14 protein-coding genes are annotated in these 18,261 nt (G+C 64.8%); 3 read left to right on the forward strand and 11 right to left on the reverse strand.

Annotated features, from left to right (window positions below; all coding sequences use genetic code 11):
- Positions 1–3: 3 nt before the first annotated feature.
- The gene (locus EOA16_RS21350; RefSeq protein ID WP_127260037.1) at positions 4–1,167 is read right to left on the reverse strand and encodes a spermidine/putrescine ABC transporter substrate-binding protein; all 1,164 of its coding nucleotides are present in this window, start codon (positions 1,165–1,167) and stop codon (positions 4–6) included.
- Positions 1,148–2,284, reverse strand: a complete 1,137-nt coding sequence (locus EOA16_RS21355) for an ABC transporter ATP-binding protein (RefSeq protein ID WP_127260038.1) — start codon at positions 2,282–2,284, stop codon at positions 1,148–1,150. The genes EOA16_RS21350 and EOA16_RS21355 overlap by 20 nt, the downstream gene beginning before the upstream one ends.
- A gap of 114 nt (positions 2,285–2,398) precedes the next feature.
- Between EOA16_RS21355 and EOA16_RS21360 the strand changes: the two genes are divergently transcribed.
- Complete coding sequence (locus tag EOA16_RS21360) at positions 2,399–3,205, forward strand: LuxR C-terminal-related transcriptional regulator (RefSeq protein WP_127260039.1); 807 nt, start codon at positions 2,399–2,401, stop codon at positions 3,203–3,205.
- A 6-nt stretch (positions 3,206–3,211) separates the two neighbouring features.
- Here EOA16_RS21360 and EOA16_RS21365 read toward each other — a convergent pair whose 3' ends face one another.
- From EOA16_RS21365 to EOA16_RS21410, 9 genes are all read right to left on the reverse strand, one after another.
- Positions 3,212–5,278 carry a 3-hydroxyacyl-CoA dehydrogenase NAD-binding domain-containing protein gene (locus EOA16_RS21365; RefSeq protein ID WP_127260040.1) on the reverse strand — a complete coding sequence of 689 codons (2,067 nt, stop codon included), beginning with the start codon at positions 5,276–5,278 and terminating at the stop codon, positions 3,212–3,214.
- A gap of 369 nt (positions 5,279–5,647) precedes the next feature.
- The gene (locus tag EOA16_RS21375; RefSeq protein ID WP_127260041.1) at positions 5,648–6,595 is read right to left on the reverse strand and encodes an ABC transporter permease; all 948 of its coding nucleotides are present in this window, start codon (positions 6,593–6,595) and stop codon (positions 5,648–5,650) included.
- Positions 6,596–6,598: 3 nt separating this feature from the next.
- Positions 6,599–7,579, reverse strand: coding sequence for an ABC transporter permease (locus EOA16_RS21380; RefSeq protein WP_164754347.1), 981 nt, complete (start codon positions 7,577–7,579; stop codon positions 6,599–6,601).
- 1 nt (position 7,580) lies between these two features.
- Complete coding sequence (locus tag EOA16_RS21385; protein ID WP_127260043.1) at positions 7,581–9,050, reverse strand: sugar ABC transporter ATP-binding protein; 1,470 nt, start codon at positions 9,048–9,050, stop codon at positions 7,581–7,583.
- A gap of 49 nt (positions 9,051–9,099) precedes the next feature.
- Positions 9,100–10,113, reverse strand: a complete 1,014-nt coding sequence (locus tag EOA16_RS21390; RefSeq protein ID WP_127260044.1) for an ABC transporter substrate-binding protein — start codon at positions 10,111–10,113, stop codon at positions 9,100–9,102.
- A gap of 95 nt (positions 10,114–10,208) precedes the next feature.
- Positions 10,209–11,102 carry an SMP-30/gluconolactonase/LRE family protein gene (locus EOA16_RS21395; protein WP_127260045.1) on the reverse strand — a complete coding sequence of 298 codons (894 nt, stop codon included), beginning with the start codon at positions 11,100–11,102 and terminating at the stop codon, positions 10,209–10,211.
- Positions 11,103–11,288: 186 nt separating this feature from the next.
- Complete coding sequence (locus EOA16_RS21400) at positions 11,289–12,290, reverse strand: YihY/virulence factor BrkB family protein (RefSeq protein WP_127260046.1); 1,002 nt, start codon at positions 12,288–12,290, stop codon at positions 11,289–11,291.
- A gap of 78 nt (positions 12,291–12,368) precedes the next feature.
- Positions 12,369–13,091, reverse strand: a complete 723-nt coding sequence (locus EOA16_RS21405; protein WP_127260047.1) for a response regulator transcription factor — start codon at positions 13,089–13,091, stop codon at positions 12,369–12,371.
- Entirely contained in the window at positions 13,091–14,371 is a 1,281-nt protein-coding gene (locus EOA16_RS21410; RefSeq protein WP_127260048.1) for a histidine kinase, read from the reverse strand. The genes EOA16_RS21405 and EOA16_RS21410 overlap by 1 nt, the downstream gene beginning before the upstream one ends.
- A 394-nt stretch (positions 14,372–14,765) precedes the next feature.
- On the opposite strand from EOA16_RS21410, the gene EOA16_RS21415 reads away from it, so the two are divergent.
- Both EOA16_RS21415 and gnd read left to right on the forward strand, forming a co-directional pair.
- Positions 14,766–17,180, forward strand: coding sequence for a glucan 1,4-alpha-glucosidase (locus tag EOA16_RS21415; protein WP_127260049.1), 2,415 nt, complete (start codon positions 14,766–14,768; stop codon positions 17,178–17,180).
- Positions 17,181–17,233: 53 nt separating this feature from the next.
- Positions 17,234–18,247 carry a phosphogluconate dehydrogenase (NAD(+)-dependent, decarboxylating) gene (gene gnd, locus EOA16_RS21420; RefSeq protein ID WP_127260050.1) on the forward strand — a complete coding sequence of 338 codons (1,014 nt, stop codon included), beginning with the start codon at positions 17,234–17,236 and terminating at the stop codon, positions 18,245–18,247.
- The last annotated feature ends 14 nt before the right edge of the window (positions 18,248–18,261 follow it).

Here is an 18,261-nt window from a genome sequence, read left to right on the forward strand (position 1 = left end):
CGCTCAGGCCGACTTGAAGCGCGCCATCAGCTCGGCACGACCGGGATCGGTCAGCGTTGCCGCCGCGCCGAATTCCAGCGGAGTCAACAGGTCGGCTGCCGGATAGAGGATCGGATTGTCGAGCACCTCCTTCGGCAGCAGCTTGTTGACCCGCGCATCGGTAGACGGCGCACCATTGGCCAAATGCTCCTTCACCGCCACCTGCGGGTTCATCAGGTAATTGAGCAGGGCGTAGCCGGCCGGCTTGTTCGGCGCGTCCTTCGGAATGGCGTAGAAGTCGGTCCATATCTCGCCGCCTTCCTTGCCCAGCACATAGGCGATCTCGGGAATATCGCGATGCAGCTGCGCGCCATCGTTCGTCCAGCACATCGTCATCCACGCGTCGCCGGCGCGCATCCCCGGCTGGTAGTCGGAGGAGACCGCGAACAGATGCGGCTTGACCTTCAGCAGCAGTTCCTCCGCCTTGGCCAGTTCGTCTGGCTTGAGCGAGTTGAACGAGTAGCCGTAATATTTCAGCGCATTGCCGATCGTGGTCAGCTGGTAGTCGTGCACCATGGTGCGGCTGTCGCCTTCCGCCATGGCAGTGTCCCAGAACTCCTTCCAGCTCGTCATCGGCTTGGTCAGCTTCTTGGTGTTGACGGCAAAGCCGGTGGTGCCCCAGTTCTTCGGCACCGCATAGGTCACCCCCTCGATCGTGCCTTCCCCGGTGAAGCGCGGATCCTCCTGCGAGCCGTCGAAATTCGGCAGCCTCGCCATCTCCAGCGGCTCGATGATGCCGAGCTTCTTGTAAGTCGAGATCGTGTAGTTGGTCGGCACGAAAAGGCTCCAGCCCGAGGCGCCGGCTTGCAATTTGGCCAGCATCTCCTCGTTGGAGCCGAAGACGTTGACCTCGACGGCAACGCCGGTGTCCTTCTTGAAATTCTCGAAGGTCGCCGGGTCATGATAGTTCGGCCAGGTGGCGATCGACATGCGGTCGCCAAGGCTTTCGGCGGCAAAGGCTGATGTCGGCATGATGCCGATCTCGCGCGCCATCACTGCCGTGGCAATGCCAAGGCCGGTGAGGCCGAGGAAGTCGCGGCGGCCGATCGAGCCGCGCTTCAGACGCATCAGCTGGTCGACGAAATTCTCGGGGCTTATCGGCAGTCCGTCACGATATGATTTCGACATGTTTTTCTACCCTCTGGTTGGCCCCGTTGTTCTTGGTCTCCGCAAACGCCAGCGGCGTTCCGGAGGCAAAGCCGATGGCGACGGGTTCACCCGGCTTGAAGAGATTGCCGTGGCCGATCAGATGATCGGCCTTGGCCAGCAGCGTTCCGATCCCCTGGACCTCGATCGCGTATTCCGCCGTCGAGCCGAGAAAGATCCGGTTGCGGACGATGCCCTTGAATGGGCCGCTTGTCCGAGCGCCGAGACTGAGCGATTCAGGACGCAGGCTGACCGAGACGGCCTCGCCTTGCCGCAAGGCGGTCCGCTTGCGCGCCGCAATGACGGTACCGTCTGCAAGCGCCACCTCCACCAGATCGCCCGAATGCCCGGCGACGGTACCGCTCAAGAGATTGGTCTTGCCGACGAAGTCGGCGACAAACAGGTCGGCCGGTTCGTCATAGATCTCGCTCGGCTGCCCGAGCTGGACGATGCGGCCGCCATTCATGACGCAGACGAAATCGCTCATCGACAGCGCTTCCTCCTGGTCGTGGGTGACCAGCACGAAGGTGATGCCGATCTCGCGCTGCAGGTTCTGCAGCTCGATCTGCATGTCGGTGCGCAGCTTCTTGTCGAGCGCCGCCAGCGGCTCATCGAGCAAGAGCACCGCCGGCTTGTTGACCAGGGCTCGCGCCAGCGCCACACGCTGCTGCTGGCCGCCCGACAGTTCGTGGATCTTGCGCCGGCCATAGCCGGCGAGCCGCACCATTTCGAGCGCCTCGCCCGCTCGTGAGGCGATCTCGCGCGCCGACAGCCTTGGCCGCGCCTGGCGCAGCCCGTAGGCGACATTGTCCTCGACATCGAGATGCGGAAACAGCGCATATTGCTGGAACACCATGTTGACCGGCCGCCGGTAGGGCGGCGTGCCGGCCATGTCCTGGCCGCGAATGAACACCTGGCCTTCGCTCGGCTGCTCGAAGCCGCCGATCATGCGCAGGCAGGTCGTCTTGCCGCAGCCGGATGGTCCCAGCAGCGCGACAAAGGCGGAGGGCGGGACAGCGAGATCGATGCCGCTGACCGCGGTCACCGCGCCATAGCGCTTGGTGACGCCGCGAAACTCGATGTCGGGCACTGCGGTCAAGGCTGATGGCTCCAGCAACAGGGCAATATCGGGACGCTACCAGAGCCAATGGCGGCTAGTATATACCTCTCAGGTGGTATATCTGGTCTATTTTCTCGTTTAAGGGGGTATGGATTGTCCCGCAGCGACGAATACAGCCAACTCGCCACGCTCGTCGCGGCGACGCGGGAGACCAGCGGCGACCTCTTTGGCAAGGCGCTGGTCGATTGGCTGCGGCTCCATGTCGGCTTCGACCACTGCGTGATCTTCGGCTATCGCGGCGCCTCGCGCCCGCCGCTGCTGTTCGAAACCTTCTCGCCGGCCGAAAGCCACGTCTTCGTTGCGCTATACCAGGAAGGCCCGTATCTGCTCGACCCGTTCCACCACGCGGCGGTCGAGCGCAAGGAAGGGTTCTGGCGCATGCGGGAACTGGCGCCGGACCGCTTCTATGCCAGCGAGTATTTTCGCTCCTACTACAGCCAGACCAGGCTGGCCGAGGAGGTCGGCTTCTTCGTGCCGCTGCCGGGCAAGGATGCGCTCGTGCTGTCGCTGATGCGGCTGCGCGCTTCAGGCCCATTCGGCACCGCCGATGCCAGATTGCTGCGCGACATGGCTCCGGCGGTGATCGGCTTCGCCAGGTTGCGCTGGCCCACCCTTCCGGCCGACGAGACGGCGGAATCGAAGCAGGACGAGACGGCCGCCGTGGTCAACGAGTTCGACCGCGCCCATATCTGGCAGAGCCTGTCGCTGACGCCGCGCGAAAAGCATGTCGTCGACCTGGTGCTGCAGGGGCATTCTACGGAATCGATCGCCCGGGCGATGCGCATCGTGCCAGGCACCGTGAAGGTCCATCGCCGCAACATCTACCGCAAGCTCAAGATCAAGTCGCAGGCCGGCCTGTTCGCACGCTTCGTCGAGATCATCGACGCACGGATCCGGTAAGTCTTCTTAGCCCCCAGCTTCCCACGATGCGGTCTCGGCCATCCGCTTCAGCAACAGCGCCGGCTTGAACACGTCCTTGCCGGTGCGCTGATGCCAGTATTCGAGCCGCTCGATGATCCTGGCCGGGCCTTCAAGGCCAGCCCAGAACAGCGGTCCGCCCTTGCCGATGGGAAAGCCGTAGCCATTGACCCAGACGACATCGATGTCGGACGCACGGGCCGCTATGCCTTCCTCCAGGATCTTGGCGCCCTCGTTGATCAGGGGGTAAAGCGTGCGCTCGATGATTTCTTCCGCGCTGATCTCGCGCGGCGCGATACCCTTCTCGGCGGCCTTGTCGCGGATCAGCGCTTCAACCTCGGGATCCGGCACTGGCGAGCGCGCGCCAGCCTCGTAGAGATAAAAACCCCGGCCGGTCTTCTGGCCGAAACGTCCTTGTTCGCACAGCGTGTCGGCAATCACGGCCGACAGGCCACGCGCCTTGCGGTTTCGCCAGCCAATGTCGAGACCGGCGAGATCGCTCATCTGGAACGGCCCCATCGGCCAGCCGAAATCGGTGAATACCTGGTCGATCTGGCGCGGGGTTGCGCCTTCCACAAGAAGCGCTTCCGATTCCGAGCCGCGCGCGGCCAGCATGCGGTTGCCGACGAAGCCATGGCATACGCCGACGACGACGGCCACCTTGCCGATCCGCCGAGCCAGGTCGACAACGGTCGCCAGCGCATCGGGCGCGGTCTTGTCGGCCCGCACGATCTCCAAGAGCTTCATGACATTGGCCGGCGAGAAGAAATGCAGGCCGAGCACATCCTGCGGCCGCGAGGTCGAGGCGGCGATTTCGTTGATGTCGAGATAGGAGGTGTTGGTGGCCAGGATCGCGCCCGGCTTGGCCACGGCTTCAAGCTTGCCGAAAACCTCCTTCTTGACCGCCATGTCCTCGAACACCGCCTCGACGATCAGGTCGCAATCGGCGAGATCGGCATAGTCGGTGGAGCCCTTGAACTGGGCGAGCCGCTGTCGCTTCGCGTCGTCGCTGAGCGATCCGCGCGTGACGGACACCGAGTAGTTCCTGTCGATCGTCGCCAAGCCGCGCTGCAATGCCTCATGGCTAGTTTCCAGCAAGGTTACGGAATAACCGCCATTGGCGAAAGCCATGGCGATGCCGCCGCCCATCGTACCGGCGCCGATGATGCCGACACGGGCGATCCTGCGCTTGACGATGTCCTTTCCGGGAAGCTTTGCCGCCTCACGTTCGGCGAAGAACAGATGGCGCTGCGCCCGTGACTGGTCGCTGGCTACCAGCTTGACGAACAGCGCACGCTCCGCCGCCAGCGCCTCGTCGAAGGGCAGCGTGACGGCATTGCGCACCGACTGCGCGCAGGCGATCGGCGCCTCGAGCCCGCGCGCCTTTTTGGCGAGGCCCGTTGCCTCGGCGTCGAAAGCCGCGAGGTCGGTCTCCTTGAGCCCCTCATTGCGATCACGCACCGGCGTGAAGGGACCACCCTTGCGGGCTATTTCCCTGGCGAAGTTCACGGCATGCGTGGTCAGATCGCCATCGAAGACGGCATCGACGAGGCCGGCGGCATGCGCCTCGGTCGCGCCGATCGGCGAACCGGAAACGATCATCTTCAACGCCTTCACCGCGCCGACAAGGCGCGGCAGCCGCACCGTGCCGCCACCGCCCGGCAGCAGGCCAAGCTTGACCTCGGGCAGGCCGAGCTTGGCGCCGGCGTCGGCAACGCGGAAATGGCAGCCCAGCGCCAGCTCCAGCCCGCCGCCGAGCGCGGTGCCGTGGATGGCGGCGACCGTCGGCTTGGCGATGGTCTCCAGCACAGCCACGATGGAGCGCAACTCCGGCTGCTGCATCGGCTTGCCGAATTCGGTGATGTCGGCGCCGGCAACAAAGGTCCGGCCGGTGCATGCAATGACGATGGCGGCAACCGACGCATCATCCCGCAGCTCGACCAGCGCCTGCATCAGCGGCTCGCGGACATGAAAACTCAGCGCGTTGACCGGCGGGTTGTCGATGATGACGACGGCGACGTCGCCGTCGCGGCTGACCTTCACAAAATCGGACACGCAAACCTCCCAGCACTATTCAGCAGCCATGGCGCGAACGGGATTTACAGCGCCATGACGCGAATGGGAACCAGCGGACGGCCTGGCACAATGATTACCGGGTTTGAAGTGTCTGGCGCCAACGGCTTCCGCCGTCATCATCTCCGAAGTAGCGATCCTTCGCACCCCCCTCTGTCCTGCCGGACATCTCCCCCGCAAGGGGGGAGATCGGACGTCACGACGGCCTTCGTCAATTTTCAGGGTTGGAAGGCGGGCGAAACGGCGAAGCTGCCAATCTCCCTCCTTGCGGGGGAGATGGCCGGCAGGCCAGAGGGGGGTGCTGTCCCGCCAGCGTCGCCATCCTACATTGCAAGCTGCACAGCTACGTAGTCAGCGCAGTGCCTTCTGTCCGCCCGCCGCCGTGATCACCCCGACAATGATCAGCCCCGTCAGCAGCAATCGCACGCCGGCGCTGACGCCGAAGGTGTTGAGCATGGTCAGCAGCAGCACCAGAAACAGCGCCGCGCCCCACACGCCCGGCACGTTGGCCTTGCCGCCGGCGACCGACGTGCCGCCGATGACAACGACGGCGATCGAAGCCAGCAGATACTCATTGCCGATATCGACATTGGCGCCACGGAAATAGCCGGCGAGCAGCGCGCCGTCGATGCCGCCGAGTGCGCCCGACAGGGTGTAGGTGAGGAAGCGGATGCGGCCGACATTGACGCCGGCCAGCCACGCGGCGCGGATGTTCTGGCCGATCGCCAGCACCGAGCGGCCAAAGATCATGCGCTGCAGGGCAATGGCCGCACCGATGGTGAACAGCACGGTGAGGATCGCCAGCACCGGAATGCCCAGCACCTGCCAGTTGGCGAAATCGGCGAAGCCCGGCGGCGGCTTGATCTGCAGCCCGCGGCCATAGCTGATGTCGATCGACTGGATGATGAAGCTGGCCGAAAGCGTGGCGATGATCGGCGGAATGCGCAGCGCCCAGATCAGCAGATAGTTGACGGCGCCGACCGCAGCGCCACAGGCAAGCGCCGCCAGCAGCCCGACCACGATCATCGAGTCGTTGCCGTCCATCACCTTCATCGCGACAGCGCTGGCAAGGCCGATATTGGCCGGCAGCGACAGGTCGACATTGCCGGGGCCGAGCGTGATGACGAACATCTGGCCGACGCCGACAATGACCGTGAACACCGCCAGCGACAGGGCCGCGGTCACCATGCCCCCTGCGCCATAGCCGCCGGTGAAGGCGATCGTCGCCAGCCACACCAGAAGCGCGCCAATGAACGACCAGATCCAGGGTTTGGTGAGCAGCGATTTCACCGATGTCATCGCTCACCTCTCCCTGCGGCTGATCAACACCCGCGCCGCCAGCACGATGATCAGGATGGCGCCGTTGGCGGCCACCTGCCAGTCGGGCGGGATGTGCATGAAGGTGAGCAGCGGCGAGGCGGCCAGCGCCAGCGTCAGCGCGCCGATCACAGCACCTATCGGCGACACCCGTCCGCCGACGAATTCGCCGCCGCCCAGGATGACGCCGGCGATCGCCAGCAGCGTGTAGCCATTGCCGATATTGGCATCGGCCGAGGTGGTGATGCCGATCAGCGCCATGCCCGACAGCACGCCGAACAGGCCGGCGAGCGCAAACAGCACGATCTTGGTCTTGAGCAGCGACCAGCCGGCGCGGCCGAGTGCCGCCGGATTGCCGCCCGAGCCGCGCAGGATCACGCCATAGGAGGTGCGCATCAGGCCGAAATGGACAATGAGGCCGATCACCAGTGCCGCAATGATCGGGAACGGCACGAAAGGCGGCTTGAACGCCATCAGCCCGAGCAGCCAGTCCGGCGCCTTGCCGCCCGGTTTGGGCAAGACGAGAATGGCGAGCCCCTGCCAGACGAAGCTCATGCCGAGCGTCACCACGATGGAAGGCAGGTTGCGCAGATGGATCAGCGCGCCGAGCAGCGCATAGACGCCGATCGATCCGAGCAGGATGGCGGCACCGATGAGCGGCGCGTCCTTCAGCCAGGTCGCAGTGACGCAGCCGACGAAGCCGACGAAGGTGCCGATCGACAGGTCGAGCTCGTTTCCGGCAATGACGAACATCTGCGCGATCGTCGCCAACGCGATCGGGATTGCCAGATTCAGCATCAGGCTGAAGCCGAAATAGCTGATGGCGCGCGGGTTGAGCCAGGCGATGGCGAGCAGCACCAGCGCCAGCGACAGCGCCGGCAGCAGTCCGCGCAACAGGCGGGCACGGGCCAGCGCGCCACGTTCGGCGGAAGTCCTGGCGGCGGTGTCGAGGCTGGCGGTCGTCATCTCAGGCCGCATCGCCGAAGGAGGACTGGATGATCTTCTCTTCGGTCAACTCGTCGCGACCCAGATTGGCGACAATGCGGCCGTTCTTGAAGACATAGATGTGGTCGCAATTGTCGAGCTCTTCGGTTTCCGTGGTGTACCAGAGGAAGGTGCGGCCTCGGGCGGCCTCCTCGCGCACGAGGTCGTAGACCTCCAGTTTGGTGCCGATGTCGACGCCGCGCATCGGGTCGTCCATCAGCACGATCTGTGCATCCGAGCCGAGCGCACGCGCAAACAGCGCCTTCTGCTGGTTGCCGCCCGACAGCGAGAAAATGTTGTTGTTCATATCAGGCGTGCGGATGCCGATCTTCTTCTGCCAGAATGCAGCAAGCTCGGCCTCGCGCTGCGGCGAGATCAGCAGCCCGCTGCGCAGCCGCGCCAGCGAGCGGATGCCGATGTTCTCAGCAATCGACCATTGCGGAAAGATGCCGTCCGACTGGCGGTCGCCGGCGACCAACGCCACCGGCGCGGTCACCTCGATACCGGCCCGGGCGCGCGATGCAGCAGTGAAGATCGCCAGCAGCAAATCGGTCTGGCCGTGGCCAGCCAACCCGGCAAGGCCGATGATCTCACCGGCGCAGGCGACGAGGTCGGTGCCGTCCTTCTGCGCGGCGGGCCGCGCCCGGACCCGCAGCGGACTGGCGGCGGGCTTGGCGGCAGCGATTTGCGCAGCGATCTTCTGGCGCGCTTCCGCGCCGCCCATCGCCGTCACCAGCCGGTCGCGGTCGAAGGCACTGGCGGCGTCAGCGACAACCACCTTACCGTCGCGCATCACCACGATGCGGTCGGCGTTGCGCAGCACCTCGCCCAGCACATGCGAGATCAGGATGCAGCTTTTGCCGCCGGCAACGAAGCGACGCACGAAGGCCAGCAATTGGCCTGCCGTATGCGCGTCGAGCGACGATGTCGGCTCGTCGAGGATGACGAGGTCGAGACGATCCTGGGTGACCGTGAAGGCGCGCGCCACCTCCACCATCTGGCGTCGGCCGATCGACAGGTCGCCGACAATGTCCGACGCCGAGATGCTATGACCCGGAAAAATCTCGTCGAGCTTGGCGGCGATCAGCTCCGCCGCCTTGCGCCGCCAGCCAAACCCGCGCAGCGAAGCATGGTTGATGCGCGTGTTCTCGGCGACGCTGAGATTGGGACAAAGCGACAGTTCCTGGAACACGCAGCGTATGCCGAGCTGCTGCGCCCGCGACACCGAGTAATTGTCCTCGGTGTCGCCATGCACGCCGATCTGCCCGCTGTCGGGCACCAGCGTGCCCGCCACCATGTGCATCAGCGTCGACTTACCGGCGCCATTGTGGCCAACGAGGCCGACGCATTCGCCGGGTCCGACGTGAAAATCCACGCCACCCAGCGCGCGAACGGCGCCGAAATGTTTTTCGGCGCCGTTCAGTCTGATGATGTCAGCGTTCCCTTCAGGCATGCTCAACGATACTCGCTTGGCTATACGGACGGCAACGCTTGGCCGACATTCACTTGATGTTGGCTTTGATAGCTGCGATGGCATCTTCCTGCGTGTATTCGTGGCTGGCGACGCCGCCCTTGGGGATCTTCGGCAGCTCGGCCTCGAAATCGTCCTGGGTGAAGGCCAGATACGGCACCAGCAGATCGTGCGGGATGTCGGTGCGGCCATCGAGCACCTGCTGTGCCACCCAGAAGGCGAGCGACGACACGCCGGGCGCGATCGAGGCCGACCAGGTCTGGTAGCCGTCCTTTTCCTTCTGTTCCTTCCACCACTGCAGCTCGTCCTGGCGGTTGCCCATGATGATGGTCGGGCGCGGCTTGCCGGCGGCGGCGAAGGCCTGTGCCGCGCCGTAACCGTCACCGCCCTGGTCGACGACGCCGACGATGTCGGGCAGCGACGGCAGGATGGTTGCCACTGCCTTCTGCGCCGTGGTCTGGTCCCAGTCGCCGGTCACCGAACCGACGATCTTGAACTCGGGATGAGCGGCGACACCTTCGAGGATGCCGGCATGGATGGCATCGTCGATCGAGGTGCCGGCAAGGCCGCGGATTTCCAGCAGATTGCCGCCTTTGGGCTGGAACTTGGCCATCTGCTCGACTTCCTGCTTGCCCATGTCCTTGAAGTCGACGACGACGCGGTAGGCGCAAGGCTCGGTCACGGTGCCATCGAAGGAGACGACGACAATGCCGGCATCGCAGGCCTGCTTGATGGCGCCGTTGAGCGCATCCGGCGAGGCAGCGTTGATGACGATCGCGTCATAGCCCTGCAGGATCAGGTTCTGCACCTGCGCCGCTTGCGTCGGCACTTCCTTGTCGGCGGTGGTGAAGATGTCGGCCGCGCCGACGACCTTGTCGGCGACCGCCTTCTTGGTGACGATGCCATAGCTGTCGAGCATCGCCTGCCGCCAGGAATTGCCGGCATAATTGTTGGAAAAAGCAATCTTCTTGCCACTGGTGTCGGCCAGTGCCGTGCCCGAGGCGAGCATTGCCGCCAGAGCGCCCAGAACGAACAGTTTCTTCATGTCGTTATCCTCCCAGATGTGTTGACTGCTGCATTCCCACCGGCTTTGACCCCGGCCTCACTCCCAATCTGATTTGAGCACGGATTGTCGCGAGCTCAAAACAGTCTCAATCCCGGCACGCGCACCCTGAGCCGGTACAGCGACGTCGATGCGGTAATGTAGAGGCTTTGCAAATCGTCGTCGCCGAAGGTGAAATTCGCGCAATCCTCGGGCGTCCGGATGACGCCAAGAATGGCGCCCGACGCATCGAAAATGTGGATGCCGCCCGGGCCGGTGCAGTAAAGATTGCCGCGGCTGTCGATCTTCATGCCGTCGGGCGCTCCCGGCCCCTCGCCCTCGGTTACTGCTGCCCACACCGCGCCGCCATTGAGGTCGCCATTGGCTTCGACGCCGAACACCCTGATGTGCCCGCGTTCGGTGTCGTTGATGAACAGCCGCGACTCGTCCAGCGAAAAGCACAGCCCGTTCGGCTGCCCGAAATCGTCGGCCAGCAATGTCAGCCGGGCGCCGTCGCCATCGATGCGGTAGACGCCCTGGAATGGCAGGTCCTGAGAGCGTGGCACGCCATAGAATTCCCTCCGGCCATAGCCCGGATCGGTGAAGTAGATCGATCCGCCGGTGGCGACGACAATGTCGTTCGGGCTGTTGAGCTGCTTGCCCTGATGGTGTGTGGCAAGCACGGTCACGCTGCCGTTGGGCTCGGCGCGGGTCACACGGCTCGTCGCATGCTCGCAGGTGACCAGCCGCCCCTGCCGGTCCAGCGTGTTGCCATTGGCCTTGTGGCTCGGCTCGCGAAACAGTTCGATCTCGCCTTCGGCATTGCGGCGATACATCCGGCTTTCCGGAATGTCGGAGAAGACGAGCCATTTTTCGTAAGGGTGCCAGACCGGGCCCTCGAGGAAGCCGAAGCCGCTCGCCAGCGTCTCGATGGTCGCGTCGCCGACAACGTCGTCCAGGCCGGAATGGCGGGTGCGCGCCGGCACCGACATCACAGGCTCCCGGCGGCGCGAATCCGCATGGTGGCGAATGGCATGAACGCTTCCCCGATATGTCTTCTTGTTGGGGTCGAGCGTAGTTGCGGCGCCGCCGAGGCGATACGGGTCAAAGCGCACGGCCGACTGTGCGTTTGCACAGTCGGCCGTGCCTATCGAGCATAGGATAGCGGCGACGTCAGATCAGGACCGGCGAACACTCCGCAAAAGCGCGGTCAAGGTTGCGCTCGCGCACGCCACCGCCACGAGCACGACCACGCCGGCAGAGTTGGACTTTTGCCCTGCGCGAAATGAGTCGTGCTGCGTGGGCAGAGGGCTATGAACCACGGTTTTCAGATCGGACCGGCTGCCGTGCCGAACGGAATAGGCGCGCGTGAACTCGGCACCGAGAAGGAAAATTTCCGACGAGTAGTAAACCCAGAGCAATATGACGAGCAGGCCGCCGGCGGCGCCATACGAAGACGCAATCGCGCTAGTGCCGATATACCAGCCGATAAGCGATTTTCCCAATGTGAACAGGGCCGCGGTCCCGACAGCGCCAATCCCCACATCGCGCCATTCCAGGGTTCGATCGGGCAAAATTTTGTAAATGGCGGCAAACATCACGGAGATAAGCGCAAACGAAACGACGCCATTGATCCCGCTGAGTATGATCGTTCCGAACGGCAGATGGGCGTTGATGAAAGCGCCCAGTGCCGAAATCGCAGCGCTTGCGATGAGAGAGACCAGCAACAGGAACCCGAGTGCGGCCACCAATCCCAGACTGGCGGCCCGTGCCCGCACCAGACGCGACAGGGAATTGCCTTGCGGTTCGATCTTCCAGATTGTGTTCAACGACTGCTGCATCTCGCCGAAGACGCCAGACGCGGCCACCAGCAAGGTGATCAGCCCTATGATTGCGGCCCAGGTGCCGTACAGCCTGCCGGATGCACTTTCCAGGGCCGTCTTGAGGAGATCGGCGCTTTCCGGTCCCATCAGCCCTGATAACTGCGCGGACAAGGCCAATTGTGCGGCATCGTGGCCGAAGACGAGGCCAGCAATCGCAACCACGATCAGCAGGATCGGCGCCAGCGAGGTGGCGGCATAAAAGGCCATCGCCGCACCATGACTAAGAGCATTGTCGTCGATGAAGCCGACGACGCTTTCACGCACCAGGTGCCATGAATCTGCAAATGAGGGTCGCACTTCGAGTCCGCAGGCATTGAGTTGGCGTTCACTAGCAATGCGCCGGACCTTCCGATGTTCCGGGTTGTGGCCGCTGTTTCAGTGCTCGGCCAGCCAGGCGTCGAGCCGGTCCTGTTCGCGGCGCAGTGCGTCGATGTTGATCAGGCCACGCGCCATGGCGAGATAGATCGCCCGCGTCCGTGAGTTGAACACCGAAGCATCGCTGGCGCCGTCCTCCGCCGGCACGATGCCGAGCTTGTCGTAGCAATGCTTGATGCGGCTCTGCGCGCCACGGATCGACAGGCCGCGCCGCGCCGCGATCGCCCGGTCGGTCAGGCCGAGCGCGATGTCGATCAGGCTCTCATATTCGCCGTCGGTGATGCCCTCGAACTTGTCCTGCACGCGGTGCTGGATGCCGCGGATCTCGCGGTCGATGATGCAGTGACCTTCGCGGAAAACGCCGCGCAGGGCGGACCGCATGCCTTCCTCCGTCGCCGATTTGAGCACGTAGCCGTAGACAGAGCCGGGCGGCACGATGCGCGCCACGCCGCGCACATAGGCTTCGTCGGCGAAATTCGACCAGAACAGGATGTGCGTGCCGGCGCGACGGTTCCAGATCGCCTTGGCAACTTCGATTCCCGTCGCCTTCGGCATCTGCAAATCGAGCACGACATGCAGTGGCTCGCGTTCGGCCGCCAGGTGGATGGCGTCCTCGCCGTCGCTCGCTTCGATCACCTCGACGTCGCCGGGCCACAACTGCTCCACCGTTCGCCGCGCGAAGCTACGGTGCAGCCCGTCATTCTCGGCGATCATCACAAGCATCACATGGCCTCCGATACGGCGAGTTCGCCAGGCACCGCTGCAGCCGCCGCCAATTCTCGCGACGGCTGGCGGTCGATCTCGACGACGACACGGGTGCCGCCGTTCTTGCGGCCGGCCTGGCCGATACGCAGCCGAGCCCCGATAAGAGCTGCCCGCGTGTGCATATGGCCGATGCCGCCATACGCGGCCGGGTCGACGGCGCCGCAGCCCTGGCCGTCATCCGTCACGATCACCCGCAGCACGCTCGCGGTCGACGCCAGCAGCACATCGATGCGGTGCGGCGCGGCATGGCGAACGGCATTGTTGATCGCTTCCTGCACGATCCGGTAGAGTGCGGTGCGGACAGGCTCGGACAGGCTGTCGGCGCCGCCGTCGCTGGTGTCGGCGATGCGCACGGCGATCGGCGGCTTGGCCCTGGCGACGCTGCGGTTGAGATGCGCCTCGACCGCGTCGCGCAGCCCGAACAGTTCGAGCACGCTCGGCCGCATGTCGTCGACGATGTGGCGCAGTTCCGTCAGGCAGGCGGCGACCTCCTTTTCGAGATCGGCAAGCTGCGCCGCCCGCGCCACGCCCTGGCCGCGAAGGGCCGAAAGCTGGCGGGCTATGCGGGCGAGATCGGCAAGCGTCTGGTCGTGCAGGTCCATGGCCATGCGCCGGCGTTCGCGCTCCATGCCTTCCGTCAGTTGCGAGGCGCCGACGCGCAGCAGCTCGACGCGGTTGCGCGCCTCGCTCTCGGCCAGCATGGCGCGGCGCGCCTCCTCGGTCTGGATCAGCGCGAAGATGTAGGGCGCGATCAGGTCGGCGCATTGCTGGGCGACCGCGACATCGGCAAGCGTGTAGCAGTCGACCTCGTGCCGGCTGATGTTGAGCGCGCCGATGATGCCGCCGCGCGCCCTGAGCGCCACGACGATGCGGCTGCGCAACCTGGCGGCGAAGATCGGCCCGTCGATGGCGGTGGCGAAATGGAACCGCTCGTCGCTCAACGCATCGTCGGCGAGCAGATAGGGGACTTCGCCCCACAGCACCGAGCGGATCGGGCTGACTTCGGTCGGCAGCGGATGCTGGGCAAGCTCGCTCCAGCTGGTGTGGAAGCCGGCTTCGTAACAGGCGTGCCGGCGGCCATCATGCGACAGTACCGCCAGATCCATGTGGTCGTGCGGAATGAGCGAGCCGATCTCGATGGCTGTCGCGCGGAACGCCGTGCCGGGATCGATATGGCCGGCAAGCGCCCGCGATATCGCCAGCAGCCGGTCGATCAGGACCAGGGACACTTCCGCCATTGCTTTCACGATCCTCCCGTGCCGGGAAATAGTGGACGCATGCCGCCGCCGCTGTCAACGACGGCGCCGTTGGCCATAGGGCTGCGCGCCCAGCTTGACAAAAGACCTGACGACAGCCCGGCGATGTCGGCAGCTTTTGTGCAGCAATAGGAATTTTTTCTTGACTCCGTGCCCTCAGCTATGGTACATATTCCTCCATGGTGCTGATTTGCGCCGGTGACCCGCCGCACAGGCGGGTTTTTCGTTTGATGCTCCGTCAGCGCAGGCGGAGGCTCCGAAGGAACCCGTCAGGCCGAATTCGTTGCCCTGCCGCCCCGCCCGATCAACTTGCGGTGCAATGATTGTAAAGGGTTCGTGTCCTGGTCTAGGGAGGAGGCCAGGAGACCGAAACAGAATGGCAGTGACGCAAAACGTTGCTCCGGGCGCCCCGGGAATCCCGGCGCGCTGGACATCAAGCGCCAAGAGTGGCGTCGGAACGTCGCTTTCGCCGGCCGGCCGGATCTGGTTCACGATCAGCCACGGCATCCTCAACGAAATCTACTATCCGCGCGTCGACAGCGCCTGCACCCGCGACCTCGGCTTGATCGTCACCGGCCCCGGCGGCTATTTCTCGGAAGAGAAACGCGATGCCGTGCATACGATCGAACCGTTCGAGGACGGCGTGCCCGCCTACCGGCTGGTCAACACGGCGAGCGACGGCGCCTGGCGGATAGAAAAGCGCATCCTCGCCGACCCGGCGCGCCCGGCGCTGCTGCAGGAAATCACCTTCACGGCGCTGAAAGGGGTGCCCGGTGACTACCGCGTCTACGCGCTTCTGGCGCCGCATCTGGTCAATGCCGGCATGGGCAACACCGCCTGGGTCGGCGAGCACGAGGGAAAGCCCGTGCTGTTCGCCTCGGGGCGCGGCTCTTGCCTGGCGCTGGCCTCGTCGCTGCCCTGGCGAACCGGTTCGGCCGGCTATGTCGGCTTTTCCGACGGCTGGCAGCAACTCCACAACACAGGCGAGCTCGATGCTGCATACCAGCGGGCCGAGGACGGCAATGTCGCGCTGACGGGCGAGATCGGCTTTTCCGCGACCGAGACCAAGGCTTTGCTGGCGCTGGGATTTGGCTCAACGCCCGACGAGGCCGCGGAACACGCTTTCGCCAGCCTGAAGCAGGGTTTTGAACCCGCGGCGAAATCCTACCTCCAGAACTGGCGCAATTGGCAAAAAGGCTTGCTGCCGCTGGACCGGCACGCGGTGCCCGGAATCAACTTCTATCGCGTCTCGACGGCGGTACTGGCGACGCACCGGTCGATCGCCACACCGGGCGCCGTGGTCGCCAGCCTGTCGATCCCGTGGGGGTTCAACAAGGGTGACGACGACCTCGGCGGCTACCATCTGGTCTGGCCGCGCGATCTGGCCGAGACGGCCGGCGGCTTTCTTGCTACCGGCGATGCTGCCTCGGCCCTGCAAATCCTCGATTACCTCAGGTCCATCCAGCAGCCGGACGGCCACTGGCCGCAGAACGCCTGGCTCGACGGATCGGCCTATTGGCCAGGCATCCAGATGGACGAATGCGCCTTTCCGCTGCTGCTGGCCGATGCTTTGCACCGCGCCGGCCATTTGCCGCGCGCCAGGCTCATGACCTTCCTGCCGATGATCGAGAACGCCGCCGGCTATGTCGTGCGCAATGGGCCGGTCACGGGCGAAGACCGCTGGGAAGAAGATGCCGGTTACAGCCCGTTCACGCTCGCGGTCGAAATCGCCGCACTGCTTGCCGCGGCAGACCTGCTCGCCGCTTGCGGCAAGCAGGACGCCGCGGCCTATCTGCGCGAGACATCAGACGTCTGGAACGACCAGGTCGAGCACTGGACCTACGTCACCGGCACGGCGATCTGCAGTCAAGTCGGCGTCGAAGGCTACTATGTCCGCATCGCGCCGCCCGACAGCGCCGAGGCCGGTTCGCCGAAGGACGGCTACGTCCCGATCAAGAACCGGCCTCCCGGCGACACCGACCGGCCGGCCGAGGAAATCGTCAGCCCGGATGCGCTGGCACTTGTCCGCTTCGGTCTGCGGGCAGCCGACGACCCGCGCATCGTCGGCACAGTCAAGGTCATCGACGCGCAATTGCGCTGCGAGTTACCGCAAGGGCCGCTCTGGTATCGCTACAACAGCGACGGCTATGGCGAGCACGAAGACGGCGCACCTTTCGATGGCACCGGCCAGGGTCGCCCCTGGCCGCTGCTGGCCGGCGAACGCGCCCACTATGAGCTGGCAGCGGGGCGCAAGGAAAGCGCGGCCAGCCTGCTGGCGACGCTTGAAAGGTCCGCAGGCCCAGGCGGCCTGTTGCCCGAGCAGGTCTGGGACGGCGCCGATCTGCCGGAACGCGAACTGCTGCAGGGCCGCCCCTCGGGCAGCGCCATGCCGCTGGTCTGGGCGCATTCGGAGCATATCAAGCTGCTGCGCTCGCTGCGCGACGGCGCGGTCTTCGACATGCCGCCGCAAGGCGTCAAGCGCTATATCGAGGACAAGACCGTATCGCCGTTCAGAACCTGGCGGTTCAACAACAAGATCCGCACCATGCCGGCGGGCAAGACGCTGCGTGTCGAATTGTTGGACCGGGCTACAGTCCATTGGAGCACCGACAACTGGGCAACCGTCCATGACAGCCAGACGGCAGAGAATGCTTTCGGCATCCATCTTGCCGATCTGCCCGCAGCAAGCCTCCCCGAGGGAAGCATGCTGACCTTCACTTTTTTCTGGCCGGGGACCGGCGATTGGGAGAATGTCGACTTCTCCGTCATATCAGGCGACCAGGACAGCTAGTAGACCTTCCCTCGATAAACCCCGCAAATCTATTAGGAAACAGGGACGAAACCATGCAGATCGGAATGATGGGACTGGGCCGGATGGGCGCCAACATGGTCCGGCGCCTGATGCGCGACGGCCATGAATGCATCGTCTATGACATCAACCCGGCCAGCGTCGCGGCCCTGGTGACCGACGGCGCGCTAGGGGCGGCTTCACTGGAGGAATTCGTCGGCAAGCTGGCCAAGCCGCGTTGTGTGTGGCTGATGCTGCCGGCGGCCATCACCGGCAGGATCATCGACCAGGTGGCGGCCCTGATGGAGCCCGGCGACATCGTCATCGACGGCGGCAATTCCTATTACCACGACGCCGTCGACCAGGCCGCGAAACTGGCTGGCAAGGGCATCCATCTTGTCGACGTCGGCACCAGTGGCGGCGTCTGGGGCCTGGAGCGTGGCTACTGCCTGATGATCGGCGGTCCCGACGTGGCGGTGCAGCACCTCGATTCGGTCTTCGCCACGCTGGCGCCGGGCGCCGATGCCGGCTCCAATCCGCCCAGGGATGCCGGGACCGCGCCCTTCGGCTATCTGCATTGCGGACCGAGCGGCGCCGGCCACTTCGTCAAGATGGTGCACAACGGCATCGAATATGGCGTCATGGCCGCCTATGCCGAAGGCATGAACATCCTGAAGTCGGCCAATGCCGGCAAGCGGCAACGGACGGCGGACGCCGAGACCAGTCCGCTGGAAAACCCGCAATACTACCAGTTCGATATCGACCTTCCCCAGGTGGCCGAGGTCTGGCGGCATGGCAGCGTCATCGGCTCCTGGCTGCTCGACCTGACTGCCGGCGCCTTGAAAAGCGATCCGGGCCTGGTGAATTTCGGCGGCCGCGTCTCGGATTCCGGCGAAGGCCGCTGGACGCTGAAGGCGGCGATCGACACCGGCGTGCCGGCCCCGGTTCTGTCCTCGGCTCTGTTCGACCGCTTCTCCTCGCAAGGCGAATCCGAATTCGCCGACAAGCTGCTGTCCGCCATGCGCTATGCCTTCGGCGGCCATGTCGAAAAGCCGAAGGCAGGCAAGTGACGGCGACAGGGGAG

It is taken from the genome of Mesorhizobium sp. M7A.F.Ca.US.008.03.1.1, assembly GCF_003997495.1.
Taxonomy (GTDB): domain Bacteria; phylum Pseudomonadota; class Alphaproteobacteria; order Rhizobiales; family Rhizobiaceae; genus Mesorhizobium.

Bases quoted from the DNA above. Each gene is read 5' to 3' on its own strand.
- EOA16_RS21390 (WP_127260044.1), bottom strand. From the start codon at position 10,113: ATGAAGAAACTGTTCGTTCTGGGCGCTCTGGCGGCAATGCTCGCCTCG.
- EOA16_RS21410 (WP_127260048.1), bottom strand. From the start codon at position 14,371: ATGGCGGAAGTGTCCCTGGTCCTGATCGACCGGCTGCTGGCGATATCG.
- EOA16_RS21395 (WP_127260045.1), bottom strand. From the start codon at position 11,102: ATGTCGGTGCCGGCGCGCACCCGCCATTCCGGCCTGGACGACGTTGTC.
- EOA16_RS21385 (WP_127260043.1), bottom strand. From the start codon at position 9,050: ATGCCTGAAGGGAACGCTGACATCATCAGACTGAACGGCGCCGAAAAA.
- EOA16_RS21375 (WP_127260041.1), bottom strand. From the start codon at position 6,595: ATGACATCGGTGAAATCGCTGCTCACCAAACCCTGGATCTGGTCGTTC.
- gnd (WP_127260050.1), top strand. From the start codon at position 17,234: ATGCAGATCGGAATGATGGGACTGGGCCGGATGGGCGCCAACATGGTC.
- EOA16_RS21415 (WP_127260049.1), top strand. From the start codon at position 14,766: ATGGCAGTGACGCAAAACGTTGCTCCGGGCGCCCCGGGAATCCCGGCG.
- EOA16_RS21405 (WP_127260047.1), bottom strand. From the start codon at position 13,091: ATGCTTGTGATGATCGCCGAGAATGACGGGCTGCACCGTAGCTTCGCG.
- EOA16_RS21350 (WP_127260037.1), bottom strand. From the start codon at position 1,167: ATGTCGAAATCATATCGTGACGGACTGCCGATAAGCCCCGAGAATTTC.
- EOA16_RS21380 (WP_164754347.1), bottom strand. From the start codon at position 7,579: ATGACGACCGCCAGCCTCGACACCGCCGCCAGGACTTCCGCCGAACGT.